Annotated in this window: 17 protein-coding genes; 3 read left to right on the top strand and 14 right to left on the bottom strand. The window is 69.4% G+C overall.

Translation table 11 applies throughout. The features are described from left to right. Positions 1-148: 148 nt before the first annotated feature. Positions 149-481, bottom strand: coding sequence for a hypothetical protein (locus V6U86_RS14890; RefSeq protein ID WP_334503380.1), 333 nt, complete (start codon positions 479-481; stop codon positions 149-151). Then, positions 481-912: a YbaB/EbfC family nucleoid-associated protein gene (locus tag V6U86_RS14885; RefSeq protein ID WP_334503378.1), complete on the bottom strand. Its 432-nt coding sequence runs from the start codon at positions 910-912 to the stop codon at positions 481-483. Before V6U86_RS14885 ends, V6U86_RS14890 begins: the two co-directional genes overlap by 1 nt. A gap of 730 nt (positions 913-1,642) precedes the next feature. Here V6U86_RS14885 and V6U86_RS33390 point away from each other — a divergent pair. Further along, the gene (locus V6U86_RS33390; RefSeq protein WP_442934943.1) at positions 1,643-2,509 is read left to right on the top strand and encodes a DUF6470 family protein; all 867 of its coding nucleotides are present in this window, start codon (positions 1,643-1,645) and stop codon (positions 2,507-2,509) included. A 664-nt stretch (positions 2,510-3,173) separates the two neighbouring features. On the opposite strand, the gene V6U86_RS14875 is transcribed toward V6U86_RS33390, so the two are convergent. The 5 genes from V6U86_RS14875 to eccD all read right to left on the bottom strand — a co-directional run bounded on the left by V6U86_RS14875 (position 3,174) and on the right by eccD (position 7,334). Then, positions 3,174-3,602, bottom strand: coding sequence for a hypothetical protein (locus V6U86_RS14875; protein WP_334503373.1), 429 nt, complete (start codon positions 3,600-3,602; stop codon positions 3,174-3,176). Positions 3,603-3,715: 113 nt separating this feature from the next. Next, positions 3,716-3,997, bottom strand: coding sequence for a WXG100 family type VII secretion target (locus tag V6U86_RS14870; protein WP_334503371.1), 282 nt, complete (start codon positions 3,995-3,997; stop codon positions 3,716-3,718). A gap of 62 nt (positions 3,998-4,059) precedes the next feature. Further along, a complete protein-coding gene (locus V6U86_RS14865; protein ID WP_334503369.1) occupies positions 4,060-4,392 on the bottom strand; it encodes a hypothetical protein in 333 nt (110 codons plus the stop codon). 143 nt (positions 4,393-4,535) lie between these two features. Then, positions 4,536-5,936 (bottom strand): type VII secretion protein EccB, encoded by a 1,401-nt coding sequence (gene eccB / locus V6U86_RS14860; protein WP_334503367.1) that lies wholly within the window; start codon positions 5,934-5,936, stop codon positions 4,536-4,538. A gap of 3 nt (positions 5,937-5,939) precedes the next feature. Beyond that, positions 5,940-7,334 (bottom strand): type VII secretion integral membrane protein EccD, encoded by a 1,395-nt coding sequence (eccD, locus tag V6U86_RS14855; protein WP_334503365.1) that lies wholly within the window; start codon positions 7,332-7,334, stop codon positions 5,940-5,942. A gap of 234 nt (positions 7,335-7,568) precedes the next feature. On the opposite strand from eccD, the gene eccCa reads away from it, so the two are divergent. Continuing rightward, the gene (eccCa, locus tag V6U86_RS14850) at positions 7,569-11,519 is read left to right on the top strand and encodes a type VII secretion protein EccCa (RefSeq protein WP_334503392.1); all 3,951 of its coding nucleotides are present in this window, start codon (positions 7,569-7,571) and stop codon (positions 11,517-11,519) included. Positions 11,520-11,580: 61 nt separating this feature from the next. Here the strand turns inward: eccCa and V6U86_RS14845 are convergent, their stop codons facing one another. From V6U86_RS14845 to V6U86_RS14835, 3 genes are all read right to left on the bottom strand, one after another. Then, positions 11,581-12,777: a S8 family serine peptidase gene (locus tag V6U86_RS14845; protein ID WP_334503362.1), complete on the bottom strand. Its 1,197-nt coding sequence runs from the start codon at positions 12,775-12,777 to the stop codon at positions 11,581-11,583. Positions 12,778-12,815: 38 nt separating this feature from the next. After that, positions 12,816-14,600 (bottom strand): S8 family serine peptidase, encoded by a 1,785-nt coding sequence (locus tag V6U86_RS14840; RefSeq protein ID WP_334503360.1) that lies wholly within the window; start codon positions 14,598-14,600, stop codon positions 12,816-12,818. A 162-nt stretch (positions 14,601-14,762) separates the two neighbouring features. Continuing rightward, entirely contained in the window at positions 14,763-16,145 is a 1,383-nt protein-coding gene (locus V6U86_RS14835) for a hypothetical protein (protein ID WP_334503358.1), read from the bottom strand. Positions 16,146-16,402: 257 nt separating this feature from the next. Between V6U86_RS14835 and V6U86_RS14830 the strand changes: the two genes are divergently transcribed. Then, positions 16,403-18,292: a ricin-type beta-trefoil lectin domain protein gene (locus V6U86_RS14830; RefSeq protein ID WP_334503356.1), complete on the top strand. Its 1,890-nt coding sequence runs from the start codon at positions 16,403-16,405 to the stop codon at positions 18,290-18,292. A gap of 62 nt (positions 18,293-18,354) precedes the next feature. Here the strand turns inward: V6U86_RS14830 and V6U86_RS14825 are convergent, their stop codons facing one another. The 4 genes from V6U86_RS14825 to V6U86_RS14810 form a co-directional block, all read right to left on the bottom strand. Further along, entirely contained in the window at positions 18,355-18,687 is a 333-nt protein-coding gene (locus tag V6U86_RS14825) for a zf-HC2 domain-containing protein (RefSeq protein ID WP_334503354.1), read from the bottom strand. Between the two features lie 135 nt (positions 18,688-18,822). Then, positions 18,823-19,311, bottom strand: coding sequence for a sigma-70 family RNA polymerase sigma factor (locus V6U86_RS14820; RefSeq protein ID WP_334503352.1), 489 nt, complete (start codon positions 19,309-19,311; stop codon positions 18,823-18,825). Between the two features lie 459 nt (positions 19,312-19,770). Next, complete coding sequence (locus V6U86_RS14815; RefSeq protein WP_334503350.1) at positions 19,771-20,538, bottom strand: oxygenase MpaB family protein; 768 nt, start codon at positions 20,536-20,538, stop codon at positions 19,771-19,773. Between the two features lie 230 nt (positions 20,539-20,768). Further along, positions 20,769-25,148, bottom strand: a complete 4,380-nt coding sequence (locus tag V6U86_RS14810; protein WP_442934942.1) for a S8 family serine peptidase — start codon at positions 25,146-25,148, stop codon at positions 20,769-20,771. Between the last annotated feature and the right edge of the window lie 179 nt (positions 25,149-25,327).

Here is a 25,327-nt window from a genome sequence, read left to right as displayed (position 1 = left end):
CGGAAGCTCCTCACCATAAAACCACTTGAAGAACTCCGCCAGATCCTCAGAACTCTGAAAAGCAGGCACCGCGTCAATCCTCACCCTGCGGCGATGGGGCTACGCCACCTGGCGGCGCAGCCCCATCGCTCATTGAATAGTTAGTCGTTTATGTCCGATGCGGGACGTTTTTGAGGTCGACACTCCTAGCAAGCTTCTCGGTCATGTCATCTGCGTCCCGAAGAACCTTCTGCAGGTTGTCGACGCTTTTGCGGTCTTCAACCGACAGCGAACCGAAGGCGTTCACGAGGATGCGCAGCAACGCGATAGGCCTCTCCATTTCTTTGACAACCTCGCGGTCCATGCTGCAGTGCTGTTCACCGGGAGGCCAGTTCGTCCGGAGGGCATTTTCCAATTTCGTGTTAGCCTGCTCGACTCTGGACCTGGAGGCGTGCAGCTCCGCGCTCCTGACCAAATCGGCGTCCGCGCCGACCTTGGGCATTACGACTCCTCTCGTCGCGTGCTACTCGACGGCATGTTCGAGAACATGCGGTCGGCGGTGCGCAGCGCCTCGGACATGATCTCGTCGAATTCGACGGAGCTGTTCAACAGGTCGAAGGCGGGCATACCACCGGGCAGAAACGTCTGCAGCAGCTCCGTCGTACCTGCGCGTGCCTGCGTCCGTGCCGCATCGATGGTCTCCACCAGGAGAGCGCCCAGTTCGGCGGGGGCCATCTTCCGGTAGGCCACGGTCGGGAAGTTGATCTCAACGACGTCGCCCTGACCGTCGACAGTGACGCTGACCGCCCGGTTCTTGGCGGTCAACGTCGATGCCTTCTCCGCCAGCCGCCGCTCGAATTCGGCGATGGCGGTCTTCTGCTCCTCGAACTCGGCGTACGCCTGCTCGAACCGGTTGTTCAACGGACTGGACACAAGAGCTCCCTTCAGTTCAATAACCACGGCTTTGCCGGCCTGTGCCGCGCGCTGGTGCGTACGGCGTCCCGGGCGTCTGCGGGACGACGGGTCGAGTGGAATCCACGCCGGGTCCGTCGAAGTCGTCGTCTCGGCCGATCACACCGACGAGCACATCTGGTTCGGTGCCCCAGACCTCTTCCTCCTCGGCCAACCAGGTCTTCCGCTCGCGGTCCTTCTCCTCACCGCCGCCGCCCATCCCGCCGCCGCCCATGGGACCCATCGGGCCCATGGGACCCATCGGCGACCCGACGCCGTACGGACTTCCGCTAGCCAGGCTCGCGGCGCTACCAGCACCAGGCCCCGGCGTCGCCAGCGGTGCGGGCCCGAGTGGACCGACCTGCATCCCACCCGTCGCCGCACCCGCGGTCGCGTGCTCGCCTGGCAGCCCACCGAAACGGTCACCGCCGATCTCACCGCCCGTGCCGCCGAACATCCCCGGCAGCGGCTTCCCACCCGGCAGGTCATCCGTGTCGATCGTGGTGGGCCCCTCCTCGAAATCGCCGGCAGGGCCGCCAATCACACCAGAGCCAGGCTTGTCGTCACTCGTCGACGGACGTCCGCTGCCACCCGTCGGTGACCCAACGGAACCCAACCCGCCACCGGCGAACCCTCCAGGCGGCAGTGCACCCAGTCCACCAGTGGATCCGCCCACCGCGCCGAGACCGGAGCCGGGAGTCGCACCGGGCAGATCACCCAACCCCAGATCACCACCAGTGAGACCACCCGGCGAACCCAACCCAGGCGTTCCCGTACCCGAACCAGTCCCGGGCTTACCGAGATCCGGGATATTGGACTCGAGTCCTCTCGGCGGCGGCAGATCACCGAGGTCCGGGCCTCCGCCAGTACCGGGACCGCCGGTGCCACCCTTGATATCGGGGCCATCGGCGCCACCCTTGATATCAGGGCCATCGGCGCCACCCTTGATATCAGGACCACCAGCGCCACCCTTGATATCCGGACCACCAGCGCCACCCTTGATATCCGGACCACCAGCGCCACCCTTGATATCCGGACCACCAGCGCCACCCTTGATATCCGGACCACCAGCGCCACCCTTGATATCCGGACCACCAGCGCCACCCTTGATATCCGGACCACCAGCGCCGGAGCCGGTGTTCGGCAACTGAGCCGGGGTCAACATGTTCGCGACAGTCTCGTCGAGGCTGTCGCGAAGCGCTGCGTAGATTTCACGCATCTGTTGATCCAGATAATCGAGACCCTGCTTAAAGATCGCATGCAGATCATCATTGAGCCGGGTGAACTCACTAGCGAAGGCAAAGTTGTACGGTCTGGCAACCCCGTCCCCAAGGTCCAGGTTAAATATCGCGTTCTCGGCACCATTGCCCGCCTGAGCCCGGAGCTGATCCAGCATCCGAGAGATCATCTCGTTCGGCTGATGACTCCAGAAGCCCGACCATGCCGTCCAGAGGTTCCGGGTACCAGTCCAGAACGCCTCCGCCGCATGTCCGTTGCCATGCAGCATCTCCGTCCAGTTCCTGCTCGACTGAAGATCATCGCGGAGAACCTGCATCTCGTTCCGCAAATTCTCCAATGACTGACGGTACGCAGTTGCCGCCGCCCCCGACAACCCCGACTGACCACCCGCCAGATCGTTTACTTCCTTCTGCAGCTCCGCAACTGCATGATTCAGCCAAACCTCCGCGTTGTACATGCTTTCCGCCGCGGTATGAAACGACTGCGGATCCAACGGCAACGGGGAAGTGGGCGTAAACAGGGTATCCCGAGAACGATTCCAAAACTCTTTGTAGAAGTGGTCGTGCGGAGATTCGCCCTCCCCACCGGTGAACCAGTCGACCCGCGCCCTGATGGTCAGGTACCAGTAGTCCAGGATAGGCCCACCCGAAGTCCCCAACCTTCGAAACAGGTAGAGCTCGTTACTCTTCAGCGAGTGATCGTTGTCCCCCAGATCGGGTGCACCTTCCCGGATTTTGATCTCATGGCTGATCAAGCTGATCCAGGGGGGGTTGAAGAATTTGGTGCGGTCAGTCGCCGGCATTCCCAAGACCTGCAGCAGCCCGTCTTCCCACTTGAGACTGTCCAGGCCCACGGCCGGCGTCGGCTGCGTCATCGATACTCCTAAATCACCACAAGATCGAAGATGGGCGGACCCGTTCGGTGCGGCTCGCGCCACGGGACGGTGCGTACGGCGTGCCGGGCTTCTGCGGAACCGCAGGTTCAGCAGAATGCCAAAGATCGAGTCAGCTCGCCTTGCTGGTGTTCGTACTGGCGTTCGTGGTATTGGTGTTGGTCGTTGTGTTCGTGTTCGTGGTTGTGTTGGGAAGGCCTACCGTGTTCGCAGTGTTGAGGTTATTGAACTCGGTCTCCTCACCAATCCGCAGGTTGACGGTCAGGGCCCGACTGACGCCCGCCAGACGAACCTCGTGAGTCGAGAGAACCTTGTCGACGGCGTTGCCGTTTTCCCGCAGCTTTGCCTTGAAATTCACGCCGCTCGGAAATGCCTCTCCACCGGCAGCGACGGTCAGGTTGTTAAACGGAAACCCGTGCGGATGACCGACGTCGGCCGGGTTGTAGCCTGATCGAACAGAATTAATCTGGCTGCGCAGGAGGTTGATCCTGCTTCGTGCCGTCTCGAGCCTCTGCTCATCGTGGCGGATAGTGGGAGGCATGTGAAACTCCTTCTATGAACTAAGCAACGAAACACGCCAGAGAAGACATGCTCCGACCCAAGGCCCGGAGGGGCGGCACCGAACAATGCCCGGACCACCCCTCCGGAGACACTTCAGAACTGGCTTGCGCCCTGCCGGTCGGCGGTCCGCATGGTTTCCGCGATCTGTCGGAGGGCGTTGCTCGCCTGGACGCCGGCTTCACGGATCCGGCCGTGATTGTTGCCCCACTGGAGCTGCGCGGCTTCGTAGGCCTCGACCGTCGCACCGTTGTTTGCCGACTGATAGATCGACACCGCGCGCTGCAAGGAAGCGTAGGCCTCCTCGAGGTTCTGCGGGACCCGTGCAATCTGGTCCGCAGTAGCCTCCATCCGTTCGGGAGTACCGGTGTAACTCATCCTTGTGCCCTTCTCGTCAACACTGTTGGGATTTGCCAGCGGTGGCCGACATTGCGCTCACATCAGGTCCAGCTGGCGCCGCCCGCCAGACCGGCAGCCACCACCTGAGCGGCGCTGAAGTTCGATTCCTCAGCAGAGCTGGAGATCTTTCCGGTGAAAGCAACCTTCTGTTCGATCTCGCTCCGCGCGTTCTCCAGGGAAGTGGTCGCGTCGTTCAACGTGGTCAGCCCGTTGTTGTACACGATGGCGGACTGACCGGTGTAGTCACCCGCGAGATCGGACTTTGCGTTCTCGATGGCGTTCCTCGCGGTCATCAGGGCACTACCCATTTCGGCCAGGGCGTTACCCAAGGCCTCCCGGGTGGAGTCATCTACACTAATTCCAGGCTGCGTCACTCTGGTTCCTTCCTTTCCTGTTTGTGTAAGGAACGGCTCCGTCGGAACCGCCCAACCTTTGGGTTACCGACCCGCACCCAATCGGGGAGAAGACGATGAAAGGCATCTTCGGCCGGCCACCAATAGCATTTCCGGAGTGCAACTCACCGCCCCTGGTGAACCGACTCGAGCAGCGGTCCGGTCGGCAACAGCTCCAGCAGCCGGCGTGGCACCGGTCGCGCTCCGGTCGCGGGGTATCCGAGCTGCGCAGCCACCTGGGCGGAGGCCAGCGGATACTTCACTCCGACATCGGTAACCAGGTAGAAGCCGGAGCCAACCGCCTGGTCCTGCCGGCCGGCCAGCACCAGCCCGCCGACCCCCGACTGGACGCTGATCCGGGCGGCGGTCAGCGACGTACGGGTCACGCCGGCGCTGTCGGAGACCGCGGCCGAGACGGGGGCCGGCTGACCGGCGGTCACCTCGACCCCGCCGTCGGCCATCGTGTGCCGGACACACCAGGTGCCGTCCGTCGGCAGCGGCGGCAACCGTGGCGGAGACTCGGGCACTCCGGCCGGCAGCACCGCGCGGTGGGAGACCGACAGCCGGGCCAACGCCGCGGGGCTCAGCTCCGACGGGGTCACCGCCCGACCCCCGTACAGCTTCGTCGTCTCCTCATCGGCGGCGACGATCGTGTACGCGACCTCGTTCAGCTCCGCCAGGCCGTCGCTCAACAGCAGGTAGCGGCGCTCCTGTGAGCCGGAGCCGCGGGCTACGAAGAGCTCACCGATCCGCGACTGCCGCCCATCGATCATCGGCCCCGGCGAGCCTCGCCCGGCGACCGGCACCGGTGTCAGGTCCGGTCCGACCGGCACCAGGTCCAGCCAGCTCGGCTCGACCTGTACCGCACGCTTGTCGTAGCCGAACAGCCGCGCCAGCCACGGCTGCGTGACCCGCAGCCGGCGGCCCTGCCAGATCAGAAACGTATCCCCACCCGCGGTGGCCACGGCCGCCTCACCGGGGCCGAGCGGGGCATCCCCGGCCCCCGCCGGCCCGTCCACGGTGAGTGTGGTTCCGGTGGACAGGGCACCGGCCTGGTCCCGTAGGGCGAGCGCGCAGACCGTCCAGACCTGATCCCCTACTTTACCGGGGGCCGGCAGGGCGTCCGGAGCGCCGACGATGCCCAACGGCTGGCCATGCGGCACCCCCTTCAACGAGTTGCGGGAGACCGAGACGACCCCAGGCTCCCCGCCGAAGAGCAACCGGGTCGACGCGTGGTTGAGCACCGGATGCAATGCCCCGCCGGCGTAGACGTAACGGGTGCCGGTCTCCTTCTCCAGGACCAGGACACCGGGGGTCCGCCACCTCGTGGCCCCACCGGGAACGAAGTAGCCGTAGACGGCGAACCCGACGATGACCAGGGCCGAGACCAGCAGGCCGCAGATCGTTCCGACTGTTGTCCGCCGGTGTGGGCTCTCCAATCCGTCCGGCTCAGCCGCCACCAGCGCACCAGACAACCGTCCGAGCACATAGGACTGCGCCTGGACCTGATCACGACGGGCCTGCACGGCTCAGCCCGCCAGCGCGCGGGCTGCGCCGTACGCACCCAGCAAGGCGAGCAGGATGGGCAGCGTGGCAACGGTGCTGAGCAGCTGCGCGATATCGCCGATCCGGCCCCAGTACGGCATGATCCGGCGGTTCGGTAGCTTGCTGCCGAGGGCGAACAGTGCCAGCCCGGCGATCGGTAGGAAGCCGGCCGCTACCGCGAGCCTCGACAGTGGTGCTGCGTCGGCGAGCGTGCACAGCGCCAGCAACGCCAGGCCGAGCACGGCGGGCACGGCTGACGCCAGCCGGTGCCAAGCGCTGGTCATCGGGCGCAACGCCAGCAGCCGGACCAGTGCGACCAGCCCGGCGAGCGTCCACGCCGCCCACCCGTCGCTGAGTACCAACAGGAGCATCGCGATTGCGGTGGCGAACCCGTTTCCCAGGTGCAGGCCGGTCATGAACCGGTCGGCGTGGGCTGTCTGCACGAGCAGCACGTCGCTCGGTTCCGGGTCGATCTCCTCCTGCAGATGTTCCGGCTCGGTGGGCAGCGGGGCGAGCCGGATCTTGGCGAGCCGGAACGCGATCAGCGGAATCGGCACGGTGAGCACGGTCGCAAGCACCACGACGACCGCGGCCGCGCTGCCCGTGGGCAGGTTGAGGAACGCGGCCAGTCCGGCGCCGACGGCCCCGTACAGAGCAGCGCTGAATACTCCGACGACGAGCGGGCCGGCCCAGCCGAGGAGGAGCCCGGCGAGCAGCGCGACCACGCCACCGGCGACCGTGCCGGCGAAGAGGTGCGCTGAGCCGAATCTGAGCGCCGCGTCATCCTGTACGGCGTCCGGTGCGATCAGGCCCGCCAGGAACGCGTACGCGATCCCACCCAGCGCGGCGACCAGCCCGAAGCCGCGGTCGCCTGCGGCCCGGGTGCAGCTGAACGCACCGCCCAGGCAGATCAGCGCGATCAGGCTGGCGGCGAACGCCCGGGCAAGCGGCGGGCCGGGTAGCGCCACGACAACGAGTCCGAGCAGGAGGAGCAGCACCAGCACGCTCAGCGCGGACCAGCGGATCATCTCCGGGCGCCAGAGGCCGGAGCGGTTGCGCACTCCGGTAGCGAGACCGTCGGCAAGGTCGTCGAAGTGCACCGGTGGAATCTGGTCGGAGCGGGGGCGTAGGTAGACCTGCTCGCCATCGTTCAGGCCGAGGGACGCGACGCTGCTCTCCTCGGCCAGGGGCGGTTCGCCCAGCCGTTGCAGCACCCAGCCCCCGTGGGCCAGCCCCGCGTCTGCCAACCCGTCTCCGAGATGGCTCAGCAGGACGGGCAGCAGGTCGGCAACCGGCACATCAGCTGGTACGGCGACCTCCAGTTGCCGCTGTGGTCCGTGGACCACAAGGCGGCACATCTCGGAGGCGGCATTAGTCATGACCACCACGACGTGGTCGTCGGCCGGCGGGTTCAAAAGGAGCTGAACGAAATTTGCCTCGCATCACTCCGGCGCGACGTTGACCCGATAGTGGGCGGCGTCCGTCGTAGTGGTCGGACTCGGCACGGCCACCTCGGCACCGGTCCAGGAGGCGGGTGTTCTCCCGCGGAGCGGAAGGCTGTCCCTTTGAGTACGTTGCTGTTCCGACGTCCAGCACGCCGTGTCGGGCCGGAGATGCCGTCCGGTGACATCACGCTGCAAGAGCCGCCGGAGCTGCCCCAGACCCAGAGCAACGGCATGCGTCACGCGCTGATGGTGCTGCCGATGGCGTTGATGTCCGGCGTGATGATGCTCATGTACATCACCATGTCGCGCGGGCCGCTCACCTTCGTGATGTTGGGTCTGATGGCGGTGGCCATGGTCGGCATGCTGCTCGGCCAGGTTCTGGCCGGCGGCATCGAGCGCAAGAGACGCCTGGGTGGTGACCGCCGGGAGTACCTGCGCTACCTGGCCCAGAACCGTAAACGGGTCCGCAAGGAAGTGGCCCGCCAGCGCGAGGCCAGCGACTGGCAGCACCCCGACCCGCATTCGCTGTGGTCGCTGGTGATGACCACCCGACGGTGGGAGCGCCGCCCCACCCACCCGGATTTCCTGGAGCTGCGGGTCGGCACCGGTGAGCAGCGGCTGGCGATGCGGATCACACCGATGCAGACCAAGCCGATCGAAGACCTGGAACCGCTGTCGGCGAAGTCGCTGCGCCGCTTCATCCGCGCCTACACCACCCTGGCGGACCAGCCCATCGCGCTGTTCCTGCGGGGATTCGGCCAGGTGCGGATCGCCGGGGAGCAGCAGGAGCGACGGGCGTTCGTCCGCGCGCTGCTGGGCCAGGTGGTCACGTTCCACGCTCCGGAGGAGGTCTGGTTGGGGCTCTGTGTGGCCGACGACGGGGTGGCCGCCTGGGAGTGGGCCAAGTGGTTGCCGCACCTGCAGCACCAGAGCGAGCATGACGCCGCCGGGGCGCTCCGCGTGGTCGGCGACAGCATTGAGGCGGTGGAACGGCTCTTCGGCGAGTCGTTCGCCGCGCGGCCCCGGTGGGAGTCGGGAGCCGCCCCGAGCCGCGACGAGCCGTTCGTGGTGGTGATCCGCGACGGTGGCCGACTCGCGAGCAACACCAGGTTCGCGACCGCCGGCTACCGCAACGCGGTCCTGATCGACCTCGACGACCCGACCCCGTCCAGTGGCAAGGGCGCGATCTGCCTGGCGGTGGATGGCGACGACCTGCTGATGGTCCGGCGGGACCGGGTTGGGAACGAGGTACGCACCCGGCTGGCCCGGCCGGACCGGCTGAGCGTGGCCCGCGCGACGGCGATCGCCCGGCTGCTGTCGCCGTACCGGATCGGTGTCGTGACCGAAACCGCGGCGGACACCCTCGCCTCCGACTTCGACCTCGGCACGATGCTGAACATCCCGGACGTCAAGCGGTTGGACCTGGCGAAGCTGTGGGCACCTCGGTCGATCTCGGAGCGGCTCCGGGTGCCGATCGGCATCGACGCCGCCGGCCACTCCGTCGAGCTGGACATCAAGGAGTCGGCGCTGGGTGGCATGGGCCCGCACGGGATGCTGATCGGTGCGACCGGTTCGGGCAAGAGTGAGCTGCTGCGCACCCTGGTGCTGGCGCTCGCGGCGACCCACTCCTCCGAGACGTTGAACTTCGTCCTGGTCGACTTCAAGGGTGGTGCCACCTTCCTCGGTCTGGATCGACTCCCGCACACCTCGGCGGTCATCACCAACCTCGCCGACGAAGCCGCGCTGGTCGGCCGGATGCAGGACGCGATCCATGGTGAGCTGGTCCGTCGACAGGAGCTGCTGCGCCAGGCGGGCGGGTTCAGCTCGGTGCTCGACTACGAACGCGCACGGGCCCAGGGCGCACCTCTCGACCCGCTGCCCACGCTCTTCGTCGTGGTCGACGAGTTCAGTGAGCTGCTCGCCACGCACCGGGACTTCATGGACCTGTTCGTGATGATCGGGCGGCTCGGCCGGTCGCTCGGGGTGCACCTCCTGCTGGCCAGCCAACGCGTCGACGACGGTCGGATCGGGCAGCTCGAATCACACCTGTCGTACCGGATCGGCCTGCGGACGTTCTCGGCCATGGAATCCCGCTCGGTGATCGGTGTGCCGGACGCGTACGAGTTGCCCCCGGTGCCGGGCAGCGGCTACCTCCGCACCGATGTGTCGACGCTGATCCGCTTCAAGGCCGGGTATGTCTCCGGCGCCTACAAGGAGGCCGTCACCCGGGTGCGGCAGGAGGTTCTGCAGCAACAGGTCGTGCCGTACCGGTTGGAGCCGGTGACGGCGACGGAGGTCGACGCCGTTGAGGAGGCGACCGAGGAGCACAACCCCACCGACGCCCTGGCCGGGCTCTCCGCAATGGAGACGGCGCAGGAGCGCAGCGTGCTCTCCATGGTGGTGGCCCAGCTGGTCGACAACGGGCCACCGGCGCACCAGGTGTGGCTGCCACCGCTGAGCGACTCACCGACGCTCGACCAGCTGCTGCCGACGCTGGCACCGGATCCGGACCTCGGTCTCACCGCACTCGACTGGCCCGGTAACGGCCGTCTGGTCGCACCGGTGGGCTTCATCGACAAACCATTCGAGCAGCTACGCGATCTGCTGGTGGTGAACCTGGCCGGCATCGGCGGGCACGTCGGCATCGCGGGCGGGCCGCGCAGCGGCAAAAGCACCCTGCTGCGGACGCTGATCAGCGCCTTGGCGCTCACCCACAGCCCCCGCGAGGTGCAGTTCTACTGTCTCGACTTCGGCGGCGGCACGCTCAGCGCGCTGGCCGAGCTGCCCCACGTCGGCAGTGTCGCCGGCCGGCTCGACACCGAACGGGTGAACCGCACCATCGCCGAGATCACCGGCCTGGTCAGTGAACGGGAACGGCGCTTCGCCGAGCTGGGTGTCGACAGCATGGAGACCTATCGGCAGTGGCGTGCGGAGGGCCGGATCACCGACGACCCGCTGGGTGACGTCTTCCTCGTCGTGGACGGCTGGTTCACTCTGCGCCAGGATTTCGAGCAACTGGAGATGTCGGTCCGGCAGATCGCCGCGCAGGGGCTGAACTTCGGCTTCCATCTGCTGTTGACCGCGTCGCGCTGGTCCGAGGTGCACCACGCGATGCGCGACCAGATCGGCACCCGGCTGGAGCTGCGCCTCGGCGACCCGGTCGACTCGACTGTCGACCTACGTATGGCGGCCACCGTGCCGCAACTCCCCGGACGCGGCCTCACCGCGGACAAGCTGCACTTCCTCGCCGCGCTTCCCCGGATCGACGGCAAAGCCGACCCGGACAACCTCGCCGAGGGCGTACGGACGCTGGTATCCATGGTCAGCGAGTTCTGGACGGGCGATTCGGCCCCGCCGGTGCGTACCCTGCCGGCGGTGCTGCCGGTCGAGTCGTTGCCCGCGCCACACGGTGATCTGCAGGTGACGTTGGGCCTGGACGAGGCCACGATGCAGCCGATCTGGCACGACTTCGCCGAACTGCCGCACCTGACCTCACTCGGCGACAGCCAGAGCGGCAAGACCAACCTGCTACGCCACCTCGCCCGTGCGGTGACGACCCGGTACACCCCGGAAGAGGCCCGGATCCTGATCGTCGACTACCGTCGGCAGCTCTTCGAGTCGGTGCCCGAGGAGTACCGGTTGGGTTACTCCGTCTCCACCGATTCGACCAAGGCGACGGTGGCGGACGCGGTAGCTGGTCTGGCACCCCGAATGCCGGGCAGTGACATCACACCGGAGCAGCTGCGCCGCCGGGACTGGTGGACCGGACCACGTCTGTTCATCCTGGTCGACGACTACGACCTGCTCGCCGGACACGAGAGCCCGCTGCTGCCCTTGGTGCCGTTCCTGTCCCAGGGAGCGGACATCGGTTTCCACCTGGTGTTGACCCGGGGCGCGTCGAACGTGATCCGCATGTCGATGGACCCGCTGATCCGGCGGTTGCAGGAGACGAACAGCCCGGACCTGGCGCTCTCCTGCCCTCCGAACGAGGGTCCACTGCTCGGCAACACCAAGGCCCGGCACCTTCCGCCCGGCCGAGCGTTGCTCTGCACGCGGCGCGGCGCACGCCTGATCCAGACCCCGTGGATTCCGCCGCAGGAGCAACCGGCGACCGCCTGAGCCCAGCCCGCGGTGCCCGCCGAACCCGGCGGGCACCGCGCTGGCGTGAGCCCACCCGCCGTCACGCTCGCCAGCGGCGGCGGCGACCCCAGCGGACGGTGACCATCGACAGGTACGCGATTCCGGCCAGCCCGATCGCACCGACGGCCACCACAGCGGCGATCACGTTCCGCGAATCGATCGGGGGGACGGCCGGCAGCACCGGGGCAACCGGCGCCCGGGTGGGCAGGGTTGCCTCCCGCAGTTCCACAGCGGTGATGGCCTTGTACAGATCGAGGGTGCCGTACCCGACCGGCGAGACGGGCCAGGCGCCGATCGGGTGCTCGGCTGCCAACTCCAGCCGGTGCCGAACCTCAGCCTGGGACAGGTTCGGATAGTAGGCGCGCACCAGAGCCGCCGCCCCGGCCGCGTGCGCCGCCGCGACCGCCGGCCCCGTCACCGAGTAGTGGCCCGGGCCCTTTGGTGCGAGGCTGACCGCTCCGGCTCCCGGGGCAAGCAGATCGACACCGGCGCCCGGTGAAGCCTGCTCGGTCGGTACGCCGCTGATGTCGAACCCACCCACCGCGAGGACATCGGGGTCGGAGGCCGGATACCAGGGTGCGGGGCTCTGGGTGTCGGTCGCCTTCTCGGCGGAGATCGAGGCGACCAGGACGATGTCGCGGCTGATCGCCTCCCGTACCGCACGGCGCAGCTCCGCGGTCGGGGTTTCGGTACCGAACCCGATCAGGATGACGTCGACCTTGGCCGCCGTCGCCGCCCGGATGCCGGCGGCCAGCGCCCCGTCGGGCACCTCGCCCTTGCCGTTCACCACCCGGATCGGCACGATCGTCGCGCCGGGGGCGACCCCGACGAAGCCGCTGCCGGTGATCGGTCGCGCCGCCACGATCCCCGCCAGTGCGGTTCCCCGACCGACGCAGTCGCGGTCGGCGGGACCGGAGCGCGTGACGTCGGTGCCGCTGCGCAACGCGCCGCTCAGCCCGGTGGCCCCGGCGCTCACCCCGCTGTCGACCACCGCCACCACCACGCCGTCGCCTTTGGTCAACGGCCAGACCGCCGACGGAACCATCCGACGTACCGCCCACGGCGCGGTTTCGGCCACCGTCGGTGATGGGCCGACGCAGCCTTTGGTCACCTTGGGTAACGGCGGCGGTTCGGCGGTCACCCGGGCCGACAGCACCTGTTCCTCGACCGCCCCGGCGGTGGCAGCGTGTGCCGGGACCGGCAGCACGGTGGCGGTGACGCCGGGCAGCAGCAGCACCGCCAGGAGCGCACGCGCAAGCGCGCGGCCAGGCCGGATCACCTGCGGGCGGCGGAGCCGGTCGGGCGTGACCCGGGCGTACCGGTGGCAGCCGCCCGGGCCTGCGCATCATGCCCGGCCGAGGCTCCGCCGGCGATGACGCCGTCGTCGACAGGGCCCGGCTGAGCGAGGTCGGGTAGCGCATCCACGTGGTACACACCGCGCACCCGATCGGCAGTGCGGCCCAGGTCCGCATCGATTCCGCCCGGTTTCGTGGCCGAAACCACCGGCCCGGCGGGTGGGGTGGTGGCCTCCGTGTCGCCGGTCGCTTCCTGCCGGGATGGACGCCGGAACAGCAGCGCCGCCCCGGCGAGCCCGGACACCACCAGCAGGGCGACGCTGAGGATCCGCCCCGTCGGCGCGGCACCGCCGTCGCGCGGTGCGGGCTTCGCCTCCGCGGCGAGCGCCGTGGTGACCGCCGCGTTCGCGTTGACCATCCCCCAGCCGGTGACCGGATCGGGGTCGGTACGTCCGGCGTGGTCGGCGGTCGCCTTGATGCGGTTGACGACCTGCGCGGCCTTCAGATCGGGGTAGGCGGAGCGGACCAGAGCCGCCGCGCCGGCGACGAACGCGACCGCGTACTGGGAGCCGCTGCCGGAGCGCATCCCCGAGCCGTTGGCCCCGACGGCAGCCACGTCGATCCCCGGTGCGGCCACATCCACCCCGCCGGGCTGATAGCTCGCCGCGGGCTGGCCCTCGGGGCCGAACCCACCGACGCGCAACACCGCGTCCGGTCCGGCGGGGGCGCTCGACGCGTCGGAGGCCGCCGGGGCTGGAGCCACCAGAACGACGTCGTGTTCAGACGCTTGCCGGATCGCCGCCACCACCGCGGCGTCGGAGAGGTCCACGAAGGAGCCGAGCGCGATCACCCGGGCGCCCGCGGACACCGCGACCTGAATCGCGGTGGCGGCGTCGGTCGGGCTCGACTGGGGCGTCTCCCCCACCACCCGCAGCGGCAGGATCATCGCCTCCGGCGCGATGCCGACCACCGGGGTGCCCCGGGCCGCACCCGGTGCATCGGTTGCGGGCGCACGGGCGCCGATGATGCTCGCCATCGCGGTGCCCGAGCCGAGACAGTCGATGTCACCGCGACCGCTGCCCGCCGGGATGTCCGCCCCCACCGCGACGCGCCCGCCAAGTGCCTTGGTGGTCCCGTCCACGCCCGAGTCGACCACCGCGACCAGCACACCGTCGCCCCGGGTACGGCCCCATGCCTGATCGGGCGTCATTCGATCCTGGGCCCACCCCGCGTCCGTCCGCGTCGGCAGGGAGTTGGCGCACGGCCCCGACTTCGGCCCGCTGCGCCCAGGGGCCGGGGGCGGCGGGGGCGGCGACGGGGGCGTGCCACCGGCGGGCGCTCCGGTGGGAACCTGACCGATGCGTACGCCGTCCCCGACCGCGTCCCACGGCAGGATCAGCGACCAGCCGGCACTCAGCTGCCTCGACTCGGTGAGCGCCTGACCGTCCGGTTGTGCTCGGCCGACGTTGAGCTGGTAGATCTCCTCGGCCCGGCTGGCGGTGCCGAGGAGCCGTTTGGCGATCGCGACCAGGGTCTCCGGCCCGTCCTGACCGGAGGCCACCGCGTAGTACTTGACGAACACGTCGTTCTGCGCCGGAGCGCCGGTCGTGGGCGGTGTGGGGGTCAGCAACACCACAACGGGCATCGAGCCGGATGCCGACACTGTCACACCCGGCAGCTCGTCCGCTCCGCCTGCCTGTGTCAGGGCAGCTACCAGGGCGACACAGCCCAGCACGCTGGACAAGGCCCGTACCTTCGCCGTCACAGACGGTCTCCTTCGCCTCGCGGTGTGCTCGCAAGGCGACGCTGTGGGTCACGCCGCAGAGTCGCCCTCCCCGACGACGCTGCGGTACGCCCATTGGTTCAATTCTCACCTCAACCGACCCTCACCCCGACGATCGGCCCGACGCCGTCCGGGTGGCTGGTGTCAGGGTTGCGGCTCAGTGACCCGCACTGACCAGCGGGTCCGCACCACCTCGCCGACCAGCACCGGTACCACCCGGTGGCCGGTGCGTGCCGCCAGGGCCCGCGCGGTGGTCAACTCCACGCCGCTCAGGCCTGCGCTGACGATGACGCCCGGCCCGGCCAGTCGCGCGATGTCGGGCTCAGCGGTCGGAAAGGCGGCAACCCGCCGGCAGCCCTGCGGAAGGTCCGCACCGAAGACGTCGCCGACGACAGTCACCATCAACCCGGCCGCGCGAAGCTGCTCGGCCATCGCGCGTGCCTGCCGGTGCGCGGCCGACGGCGTGCCGGTGATGGTGAGGATGTCGGGTGTGGCGGCGAGATCGGCCACGAACCGCCGCCCGCCGTGGCGGCCGAGGACGAACGGCAGCGTCGCTGCCGGAAGCGGTTCGTCGCGAAGCCACGCGCAGGGTACGCCGGCGGCGAAGCCGGTGGCGACGCCGATCAGGCGTACGTCGAGCCGGTCCGGTGGGGCACCCGTCAACGACTCGAGGTTGACGATGGCGCGCCTCGACTCCCCCATCGCCGACACCGGTTGGGCGGGCACAACGGCTGGGGTGTCAACCCGCCTCACCACGACATCGAGCTGGTTCGGCACCGTGTCGGCCTGGCTCGTCGCGGCATCGCCCCGGTTCGGCACCGTGTCGGCCTGGCTCGTCGCGGCATTGCCCCGGTTCGGCACCGTGTCGGCCTGGCTCGTCGCGGCGTCGGCCGGAGCGGTGTCAGCCGTCGGGGACGTGACCGGAGCCGGGGCGGTGGTCGGTCGGGGCGTACGGGCCCGGCGGCGGCTGTGGAGCAGCCACAGCCCCCCGGCGAACAGGACCGCCACCACCAGCACCGCGGCGCCGACGAGATACGGCGTTGCGCTCGTTCCGGCGCTGCCGGCGGTCGGCTCGGCCGACCGGGTCACCGACGGTGTCGGGAGCGGGCCGACCTGCACCGAGGCGCCGTCAGCGTCGGCCGGCAACTCGAGGATCCAGCCGGGTTGCAGCGCCGCCAGCGGGTCCGTGAGGCGGGCGCCGTCCGGCTGCGGGCGGCCCTGATTGAGCTCGAAGATCTCCCGGTAGCGGTTACCGTCGCCGAGCGTCTGCACCGCGATCTGGTACAGATACTCGCGCTGGCCGCCCTGGGGCGCTCCGACCACGTAGTACCGGGAGGTCCCCGGGCTCGCCTCGGCGCTGGCGGTGGCAGCGACACTGGCGACCTGCCCGGACACCCCGGGGCTGGGCGGCGCAGCGGCCGACACCGTCGTCGCCGCGGGCAGTGGCCCCAGCAGCGCGACGACGCCGAGCAGCGGCAGCAGCAGGCCAGCGCGTAGCCGACTGACGGCGGCGCCGACCGGGAGCAACCGCGCGGCTCCGTGTCGACCACGTCGGTTCCCGACTCGCCTGCCCATCCGCGCACCATCCCTCGCCGAACGTCCACCCGCCGGAACGGCCAAGACCGTACGCGATCCGCCCTGGCCCGACGAACCGCGTCACCGCCCGGTCCCACGGCGACGAATGCCGGGAAGCAATTCGTCAGGCCGATGAACCGTCCGGCTCTGCGGGCCGTCGTGCATGCGGAGACTGCACGCCCGCAGGGAGGAACACCAGGATGCGATCGATGCCCGGCGCTGGTAGCGGGTCGAAGCTGCGCAGGCTGTTCGTCGACGTGCCCCTGCGCGTTCGACGCCGCTCGGCCCTGCTGTCGTCGGGCGGGCGCGGGTTGGCGTGGCTCGACGCCCCCGGGCGGCGGATCGCCACGGCCACCGTGCTGCTGTCGCTTGCCGCCGCGTCCGGGGTGGCGGCGATCTCCGGCTTCAGTTTCGGTTTCGGTGACGACGGGATCCGCACCGGCCGGACGGTCCCGGCGAGCCAGGTGCAAGCGATCTCCGCAGCCGCGCTCGCCTGCCCGACGCTCTCCCCGGCCCGACTCGCCGGGCAGTTGATGGCCGAGTCCGGGTTCGATCCGACCGCGCGTTCCGAGCGCGGGGGCAAGGGTGTCGCCGGTTTGAGCGACGCCGTGTGGACCGATTGGAAGCCCGGTGCCGAGGCGCGACGGGAGGACCCGACGGCGAACATCGTGGCGCTCGCCCACTACATGTGTGACCTCTCCGGCCAGGTCCGTCAGACGGCGAAGGGTGAGCAGTGGCGGGTGACGCTGGCCGCGTACCACTCGGGGGTGCCGGCCGTACGCAATGCCGACGGGGTACCGGATCACGCTGAGAAGTACGTCAGCACCGTGGCCGGCTACGCCGCCTGGTACGCCCGTCAGCCGGAGTTCCGTCGAAGCGGCACCAACCGGTCGCCGGGGCCGGTGGGCGGTGTCGCGCCGACCGCTGACACGCCGGCGGTCCCGGTGCCGGACGCGTACCTGCCGGCGATTCTGGCTGCTGGCAAGACCTGCGCGGCGGTGCCCCCGACGCGGATCGCCGCCCAGTTGATGGCTTCCTCGGCGTTCAACCCGAATTTGTTCGGCGCCGACGGGACGCAGGGCATCGCGCAGTTCAACCCCGCCGTGTGGGCTGAGTACGCTCCGAATGCCGCGATCACCTCCCCGTGGTACCCCCAGCAGGCCATCGCCGCGCTCGGCTCGGTGATGTGCCGCCTGGTTGAGGAGTTGGGTCAGGTGGGCGAGGGCGACCCGTACCGCAAGGCGCTCGCGGCGTTCCAGTGGGGACCCGAGGCGGTGCAGCGTGCCGGCGGCGTGCCGGACTCCCCCGCGGTACGCGATTTCATCGCCATGACCGAGGCCTACCTCGCCGACTATCAGCGTGACTCCCGGCTGCCGGGCCCCCGACCCACCACTCCCGCGGGCGATCCGTCACGTACGCCGGGCGGGGCTGGTTCCCCGTCGCACCGGTCGCCCGTGGATGGGTTGGCTCAGGGTGGGACGACCTCCGGCGGCGGCACGACCTCCGGCGGTGGAACGACCTCCGGTGGCGGGACGACATCGGGTGGCGGCACCACCTCAGGCGGCGGAACGACCTCCGGGGGCGGCACCACCTCCGGGGGCGGAACGACCTCGGGTGGCGGCACCACCTCCGGCGGCGGCAGCACCTCCGGCGGAACCCAGCAGCCGGCAAAGCCGCCGGTCACCAGCACGACGCCGGCGGGTCCGACGCCGCTGACCGGGGCCGTTCAGATCTACAGCCATGACAGCGGCAAGTGCATCGACGTGACCGACGGCGCGTACACGAGCAACCCCCAGTTGCAGATCTGGACCTGCAACGGCGGTCCGAACCAGGCGTGGACGGCCTACAGCGACGGAACGCTGCGGGCGTTCGGCCGGTGTATGACCGTGTCGGGGGGCTCGACCGCGAGCGGCGCCAAAATCATCTTGAGCACCTGCAACGGGAGCGGCTCTCAGTTGATCGCCTTGAACAAGGCGCACGACATCGTCAACAAGAAGGCCGACAAATGCGTGGACGTGAAGGACAAGAACACCGGTGACGGGACCCGGCTGCAGTTGTGGACGTGCATGGGTACCGACAACCAGAAGTGGAGCCGGTGAGGACCACAGGCACGGCGACGCGACCGCCTGGACCAGGCCACTTCACCCAGCCGGTGCCCCGATCACGTATCTGGATGACCCAACCAGCGAGACTGCGGGCCGTTGCCGGGCCCGGGGCAGAACCGACCCAGACGGCGGAACACGCCGGGCTTCGGCGATTTGCCCGGGTAACGACGGCGGTCGACGGGCGGCGGGACGACCGTCGCCTCGGTGACGTCGTCGGGCCCCAGCCCGAGCATGACGCTGATCAGCGGGCCGAGATCCTCGCACTCCCGCTGGCAGCGGAGGCAGCCCAACAGGTGCGCCTCGAAGGCCACGACGACGTCCGGGGGCAGCTCACCCAGCAGGTATGGCCCGCAGCTGTCACACGTGACCTCAAGGCCGTCGTCCGTCATTGGCGTGCCTGATCTGCTTCGTTGACCCAGCCGGTGTAGGCGGCGCAGGTCCGGGCGAGTTGCTGAATAGCGACACTCTACGTGTTGGGGGTGGGTCAGGTAAGCAGCGGTGTGGGGAAAGTCAGTTACAGACGGTCAATCGGCGGCGGTCCGGCCGATTGCGGCACGCAGTGCCCGCAAGGCGTAGTACGCCCGTGATTTCACCGTTCCCTCCGGTATGCCAAGCCGCCGTGCCGCCTCGCCGGTGGTGCGCCCGCGGTGATACAGCTCGATCAGCACCGCGCGGTGTGCCGGGGTCAACTTCGGCATCGCCCGACGGATCGTCTGTGCGGCCACCACCGCCTCGGTGATGTCGTCCTTGGCGGGCAGGTCCCCGATATCCTGCAAGCCGACCTCGATCGGGCGTGCCTGACGGGCGCGGGCGGCGTCGATGGCGATCCGGCGGGCAACGATGAACAGCCAACGGCGGGTCGACTCCCAGGAAGCGGGCAGGCGATCCAGGTGCCGCCAGGCCTGCAGCATCGTCTCCTGTAGGAGGTCTTCCGCCAACTGCTGCTCGCCCCAGCTCAGGCGAAGCAGGAAACGGAAGAGCGCTTCGGAGTGCTCCGCGTAGACCTTGCGCATCCGGGCCGCCGCCAGCACTGACTCGTCTGGCTGACCGTCGCCACGAACGTCGCTGTACGAAGCCCGGTCGGCGTCGCTGAGTTCCAGCAACAACGAACCGCCTCCCCAATTGCCATCATCCGTCGCTCCCGCGACCGACCCTGACGGGGTCGCCGGAAGCTTCGATGCAGCATACGGTCGGGGCACGGCCGGGAGAAGAAAAGTTTACACAACCAACACAAACTCGGGCGGACGCGGAGGAACTTCGAACGACATCCACCCAGGGGTCACGCCCTCATCGGGGAGTGTTCGCGACATGTTCAGAATGGAATCCGGAGCAGATCCTGGCCCGACCGGCCTGGCGCAGGAGCAGACGGTGGCGCGCACCTTTCCCCTCTGGACACCAGAGGCGGCCTGATCGCCACACGATCGGACCGCCTATCTGGCCGGGATGCGGGCGCTGAAGCCCGTCACCCGTCGTCAGAACCTCGCGTCGGACCGTCCGGCGGCCGCCGTCGTCCGCATCGGGTCGCCCGGGATATCGGCCAGGTCGAGCACATTCACAAAGCCCGGCGGAAGCGCCCGGGCGGCCAAAGGGGAAAGATCCCGGATCGGCGTGCCAGCGAGGTCCCGGTCGCGGGACTTCTCGTACAGTTCGGTGAACCGGCGGTCGAAGTTCAGTTGCCGTTCAACGATCAGACTGTAGTGGAATCGCAGTTCGTCATAGCTTTGCGGGACCCGCCCGCGAGGAGCCAGCACCGCGCCGATGCCCTGCGCAGCATCGCGGCAATAGTCCTCCCGCTCACGGTCGGTGAGCCGTCGACAGAACAGCCCTTGCACTCGCAGAAGGCTGTACACGGTGATGGTGTACACGGCCGTCGAATGCAGCGGATCCTGCTGTTGGAATGTTGAGGCGGTGCGCCGTTTCCCCCACCCGAGCTTTCGTTGGGACTCGTGGTTCCGGGTAAGCCGCTGCCACTGATCGTCATCACCGAACACGCCGGCCACGGCCAGTCCGAGCAACTCTTCGACAGGGTTGGCATGGCGATCGCCACGGGCCACGCGCGCGATCGACGCGGCAACGGGCTCGTACGCGAAAAGCGTTATGGCGGCCGTCCAGATTCCACCCAGAACCGGCAGTCGCAAGGAGTTCAGTTCCTTGATCGCCGATGACCCGGCCCGGTGGGCACCGACAGGTGATTCATCCGGATACGGCAACACGGGCTGCGACTGGCTGCGCAATTTCATCCTCCGGTAGGGGAGACACGACTCCCTCTCGACGCGACGGACCTGCGGATAGTTCACAACGGCCGCGTGTCGGGAACATCACAAGGCAGGTCAACAGCCTGCGCGACGACGAAGACGCGCCGCAGGAAGCGGCTGCCGTCGATGCGCTACCGGTCCAACGACAAGAAGGGCGATGGCCGCCGACCCGTGGGGCCGGCGGCCATCGCCGTCAGATCACCGGGGGCGTGGCGTCAGATCCCACCCAACCGGCTGCCGCACGCCGTGGCGGGCTCCACGGCGACGTCGTAGGTCAGAGTGATCCCGGCCTCGACCGTCCGCCGCTTGGCGACGGACGTCCAGCCGTCCCTGCTGACCACCACCTGGTACGTCCCGGCCGGCAGCCAGTAGACGTAGCGTCCCTGGCTGTCCGCCAGCACCGTGTAACCGGTTTTGCCGCCCGTTCCGGCGAGGTTGAGGCGGACGCTGGCCGCCAGCGGTAGCCGTTGCCCGGCACAGCTCTGACCGGTGACGGTGCCCTGGATCTTCCCCCAGTCGGCCGGAGCGGTGACACCGACGGTGACGTCGACGTTGGGCACCGGGTACGGCGTGTCCGTCAGGAGACCGAACTCGGCCCGGTAGGTGCCGGGTTGGCTGACGCCGGCCTCGGGGGCGGCCGTCACGGTGACCGTGATCTTCTTCGACTCCCCCGCCGCCAGGGTGAAGGCCGCCGGCGTCGTCGCGAGCCACGGGGCGTCCGCCGTGTCGCAGCCGCCGAATCCGCTCAGGTGCTCGGCCTCGCTGAGCCTCCCGGCGGGCCGGACACCACCAATCTTGTACAGCCCGCACGCCATGGCTCCCCGGAACGCGGCGACCTGCGCGTTTGCTAGCTGCCGCCAGGTGCGGGTGCCCGGGTCGTAGGCCACGGTCCGGTTGGTGACGCTGGTCGAGTCGCTGGTGAGCCCACCGGACAGGATCAGTGACCCGCCGGCCACGGCGGTCTGCGAGCCCCACAGCTCGACAGGCAGGTCCGGCAGCTGCGTCCAGGCCGCCGCGGTCGGGTCGTACCCGTAGGTGCTGCGCAGGACCTGCCCGTTGGTGCCACCGGCGCAGTAGACGCCGTTGCCGATGCCACCACACGCGACGAACGACACGTCCACCGGGTAATCGGCCCAGGTGTTGAACGTGCGGCTGGTCGGGTCGAAGACGACCACGTTGTCCGACTCGGCGCAGTCACTGTCGACGCAGCCGCCGACCAGGACGATCCTGCCGGCGACGACAGCCGTTCCGGCTGCCGCTCGGGGTGCCGGGTTCATCACGCCGACCAGGGTGCTCCACGTGCCCGCCTTCGGGTCGTAGACGTCAACGGCCGGGGTCGGGGCCCCCGTCGTGGACCAGCCACCGAGCACGTAGATCTTGCCGTTCACCACCGCCGCGGAGGGCTGGATCCGCCCCCTGGGCATCTCCGCCAACGCACTCCAGACGTTCGTGTCGGGGTCGTAGCGCCAGAGCGAACGCTCGGCGCCTTGTCCGCCCAGGGAGTAGACCTTGCCGCCGATGGTGACGGCGGCGTTGTCATAGATCGGGGCCGGCGTGTTGGCGATCCTGCTCCACGCCGAGTCACCGCCCGAGGCCTGGCTGACCGGAGTCGAGGCCTTCGCCCCGGCAGCGGAGACGCCGTTGCGGGCGTTGGTCACGCCGGCGACCCGCTGCTCGATCAGCGGCGCCCCCTTCTGTGCGGCGAGCGCGTCGAGTTGACCGGCCCGCTTCAGCACCTCGACAGTGGCCGGGGCGCTGCCCGTGTTCTTCACCGTCACGGTGGTGGACCGCGTGCCGCCGTACGGCTGGTTCATCTCGATGCTGCTCTGGTTGACGGTGACGCGTCCCGCCGTCAGGGCGATGTTCGCCTTGGTCGTCTTGTCGGCAACGACCTCGACGTCCCTGCCCACCGCCTGGTAGGGACGCTTGGTGGCCTCGAACGAGTGGGTTCCGGTGAGGCTGGAGGTGAGCCGGTAGAACCCGTCACCGATGTTCGGATCCTCCGGCGTCGCCTCGGTGACGGCCCGCTGCCCCGGGGCGTCCGAGCTGGCCACGGTCACGCCGGTGAGTCCGCCACCGGTGTTCTTGTCCGTGACGAAACCCGCGACCAGCCCGGCCGGTGTCGGCACGCAGACCCGGTCGACGAGCTCGACGTTGTCCACCCCCCACCACCAGCCGTAGTAGCCCTGGTAGCGGAACCGCAGCGTGACGTTCGCCGCGCCCGCCGCCGCCTCCAGCGGGACCACCTCCTGCCTCGGACCCGCCAGGTAGTCGTCGCCGTGCCAGACGTTCTGCCAGCTGGTGCCGCCGTCGAGGGAGAGGTCGACATCGCCCATGTCTTCCGGGCTGGTGGCCAGCAGGTCGCTGTTGAATCGCAGGTAGGGCGCGCGGGTGCCACGGAGGTCGTACGTCCGGGAGACGAGATCGGAGTCCTGCGGCTCGCTGCCCTGCCGGGCGCTGTCGGCGACGGCGAAGTTGCCGCTGCCGCCGGTGTTGTTGCCCCGGTGGCCAGGGTCGTCGAAGGACCAGGCCGGGGACGTGGTGCGGTCGTGCACCGACCAGCCCGCCGGGACGGTGTCCGCGTCGAACGTCTCGGTGCCCGCCAACGGCGCGGAGAAGCTGCCGGAGTAGCCCCCGGCGGTGCAGCCGTGGTCGACGGGGACCTTGATGTTGAGCGTCCTGGCCGCATCGGTCACCCGCAGGGTGCTGACGACCTTCTGGTAACCGGAGTAGCGCACGGTCGCGCCGACCGCGTACGTGGTGTCGGCCGGCACGGTGAACGAGTACTTGCCGGTGATCGGGTCGGTGAAGACCGGCCCGCCGGGACGACCACCGACCTCGATGGTGGCGTAGAGCGGCCAGCCGTGGCCGGAGCCGTCGGTGACCTTTCCGGAGACCGTGACCATCGGCCGGGGCGCCAACGCGAAGTTCTCGGTGTACGAGCGGCCGGCGACGGCCGACACCGTCGCGGTCCGGCTCCCGTAGCCGTACCTGGTGGCGGTCACCGGGTACGTGCCCGGCGGCAGCGCGAGCGCGTAGCCGCCGTCGGCGCCGGTCGTCGCGTGCAGTTCGCCGGCCGTGACGGCGACGCCGGCCAGGGGCTCACCGGTGGCGGCGTCGGTGACGGTGCCGCTGACTCGCCCGACGGCGCCCCGGGGCGCCTTCAGCACCGCCTGGTACGCGTTCAGCCGCCCCTCGCCGAAGACGTTGTTGTTGGCGGCCGTGCCGCCACACTCGGTCGCGTCGACGTCCGTCGCGGTCTCGTTGAGCAGCTTCTCGGTCGCGGCGACGTCACGGCGCAGGCTTGGCGCCGCCGACCAGATCAGCGCCACCGTTCCGGAGACGTGCGGCGTGGCCATCGAGGTGCCGCTGATCGTCTCGTATCCGCTACCGGGCCAGGTGGACCGGACGTTCTCTCCAGGCGCGGAGATGTTCGGCTTGATGCCACCGTCGGCCCCGGAGGTGCCCCGGCTGGAATACTCGTACACCTCGTTGGCCGCGTTGAACCCGCCGACGGCGTACGAGGACGGGTAGTCACCCGGTGAACTGGCCGTGTCGCAGTCCGGGCCCTCGTTGCCCGCGGCGAACGCCGCGAAGATGCCGGCCGCGCGCCAGGCGTCGACGACCTGCTGATACCAGAGGTCGCCCTGGCCGCCGCCCCACGAGTTGTTCACGATGTCCGGCCGCAGGTCGGGCCGCGGGTTCTGACCGTTGCGGTCGGTCGGTGCGAGCATCCACTGACCGGCGAGCATCAGGGAACTGTTCGAGCAGAAGGAACGTTCGCAGGCCTTCGCCGCGATCCACGTCGCGCCCGGCGCGACGCCGACCTGGTTGCCCGCACCGCCGTCGCCGACCATCGTTCCCATGGTGTGGGTGCCGTGGCCGGCGGTGTCGCAGGGCGCGTCGCCGCCGCAGACCCCGGACGGGTCGAACCAGTTGTAGTCGTGGGTGAACGTGCCGTCGCCGTTGTTGCCCCGGTACGTGTCGACCAGCGCCGGGTGGTCGTACTGGACCCCGCCGTCGATGTTGGCGACGACGACGCCCTCGCCCCGGTCACCGAACTCGTCCCAGACCCGGTCCGCCCCGATGGTGGTGACGCCCCATTCGGCAACGGCCGAGGCGACCCGTGCGGCATCCGTACCGGGCTTCGGCTTGACCACCGGGTACTGGCGTACCGGCTCGATCCTCGCCACCTCGGAACGGGCCGCGATCGCGTCGAGCAGCGCACGGTCGCCGGTCACCTGGATGGCGTTCGCGATCCAGTACGCGGTGTACGCGGCCCGCTTCGTGCGCAGCAGGTCGCGCAGGCCCGCCTGGCTGCGGTCGGCGGTGTCGGTGAGCTGGTGGTGCACCTCGCTCGCCCGGGCGTCGGCACCGCGTACCTTCGCCGCCTGGTCCAGGTGCGCCCGTTCCTTGAGGTAGACCAGGAAGGTGGTGCTGCCCTTGGTCGCCGCCTCCGTGGTCACCTGGGGGTCCACAGTGGCTGTCGATGACGCGGCGTGCGTGGCCACCGGCTGCGCGACCAGGCCGAGCATGGCGACAGTCGCGAGAACGAGCGCGCGCCGTGTCCTTCGTCTACCGGCCGTCCACCGCATGTGTCGTGCTGACAAGCGTTCCTCCAGTTCGACCGACGTCCCATCTTGTGGGGTGCCGGTATCCGCGCCATGGCGCTCCCGGTGGTGCGGGAGCGCCATGGAGCACGCGAGTTGCCATCTCCACGTCGAGCGCCGGACGTTCTCGGTTCATCCGGCGTCCAAATCGTGATCTTCTGGCG

It is taken from the genome of Micromonospora sp. CPCC 205558 (genome assembly GCF_036902955.1).
Classification (GTDB): Bacteria; Actinomycetota; Actinomycetes; order Mycobacteriales; family Micromonosporaceae; genus Micromonospora.
The sequence above is the reverse complement of the archived record's forward strand: the minus strand, read 5'-3'. Positions and strand labels throughout refer to the sequence as shown.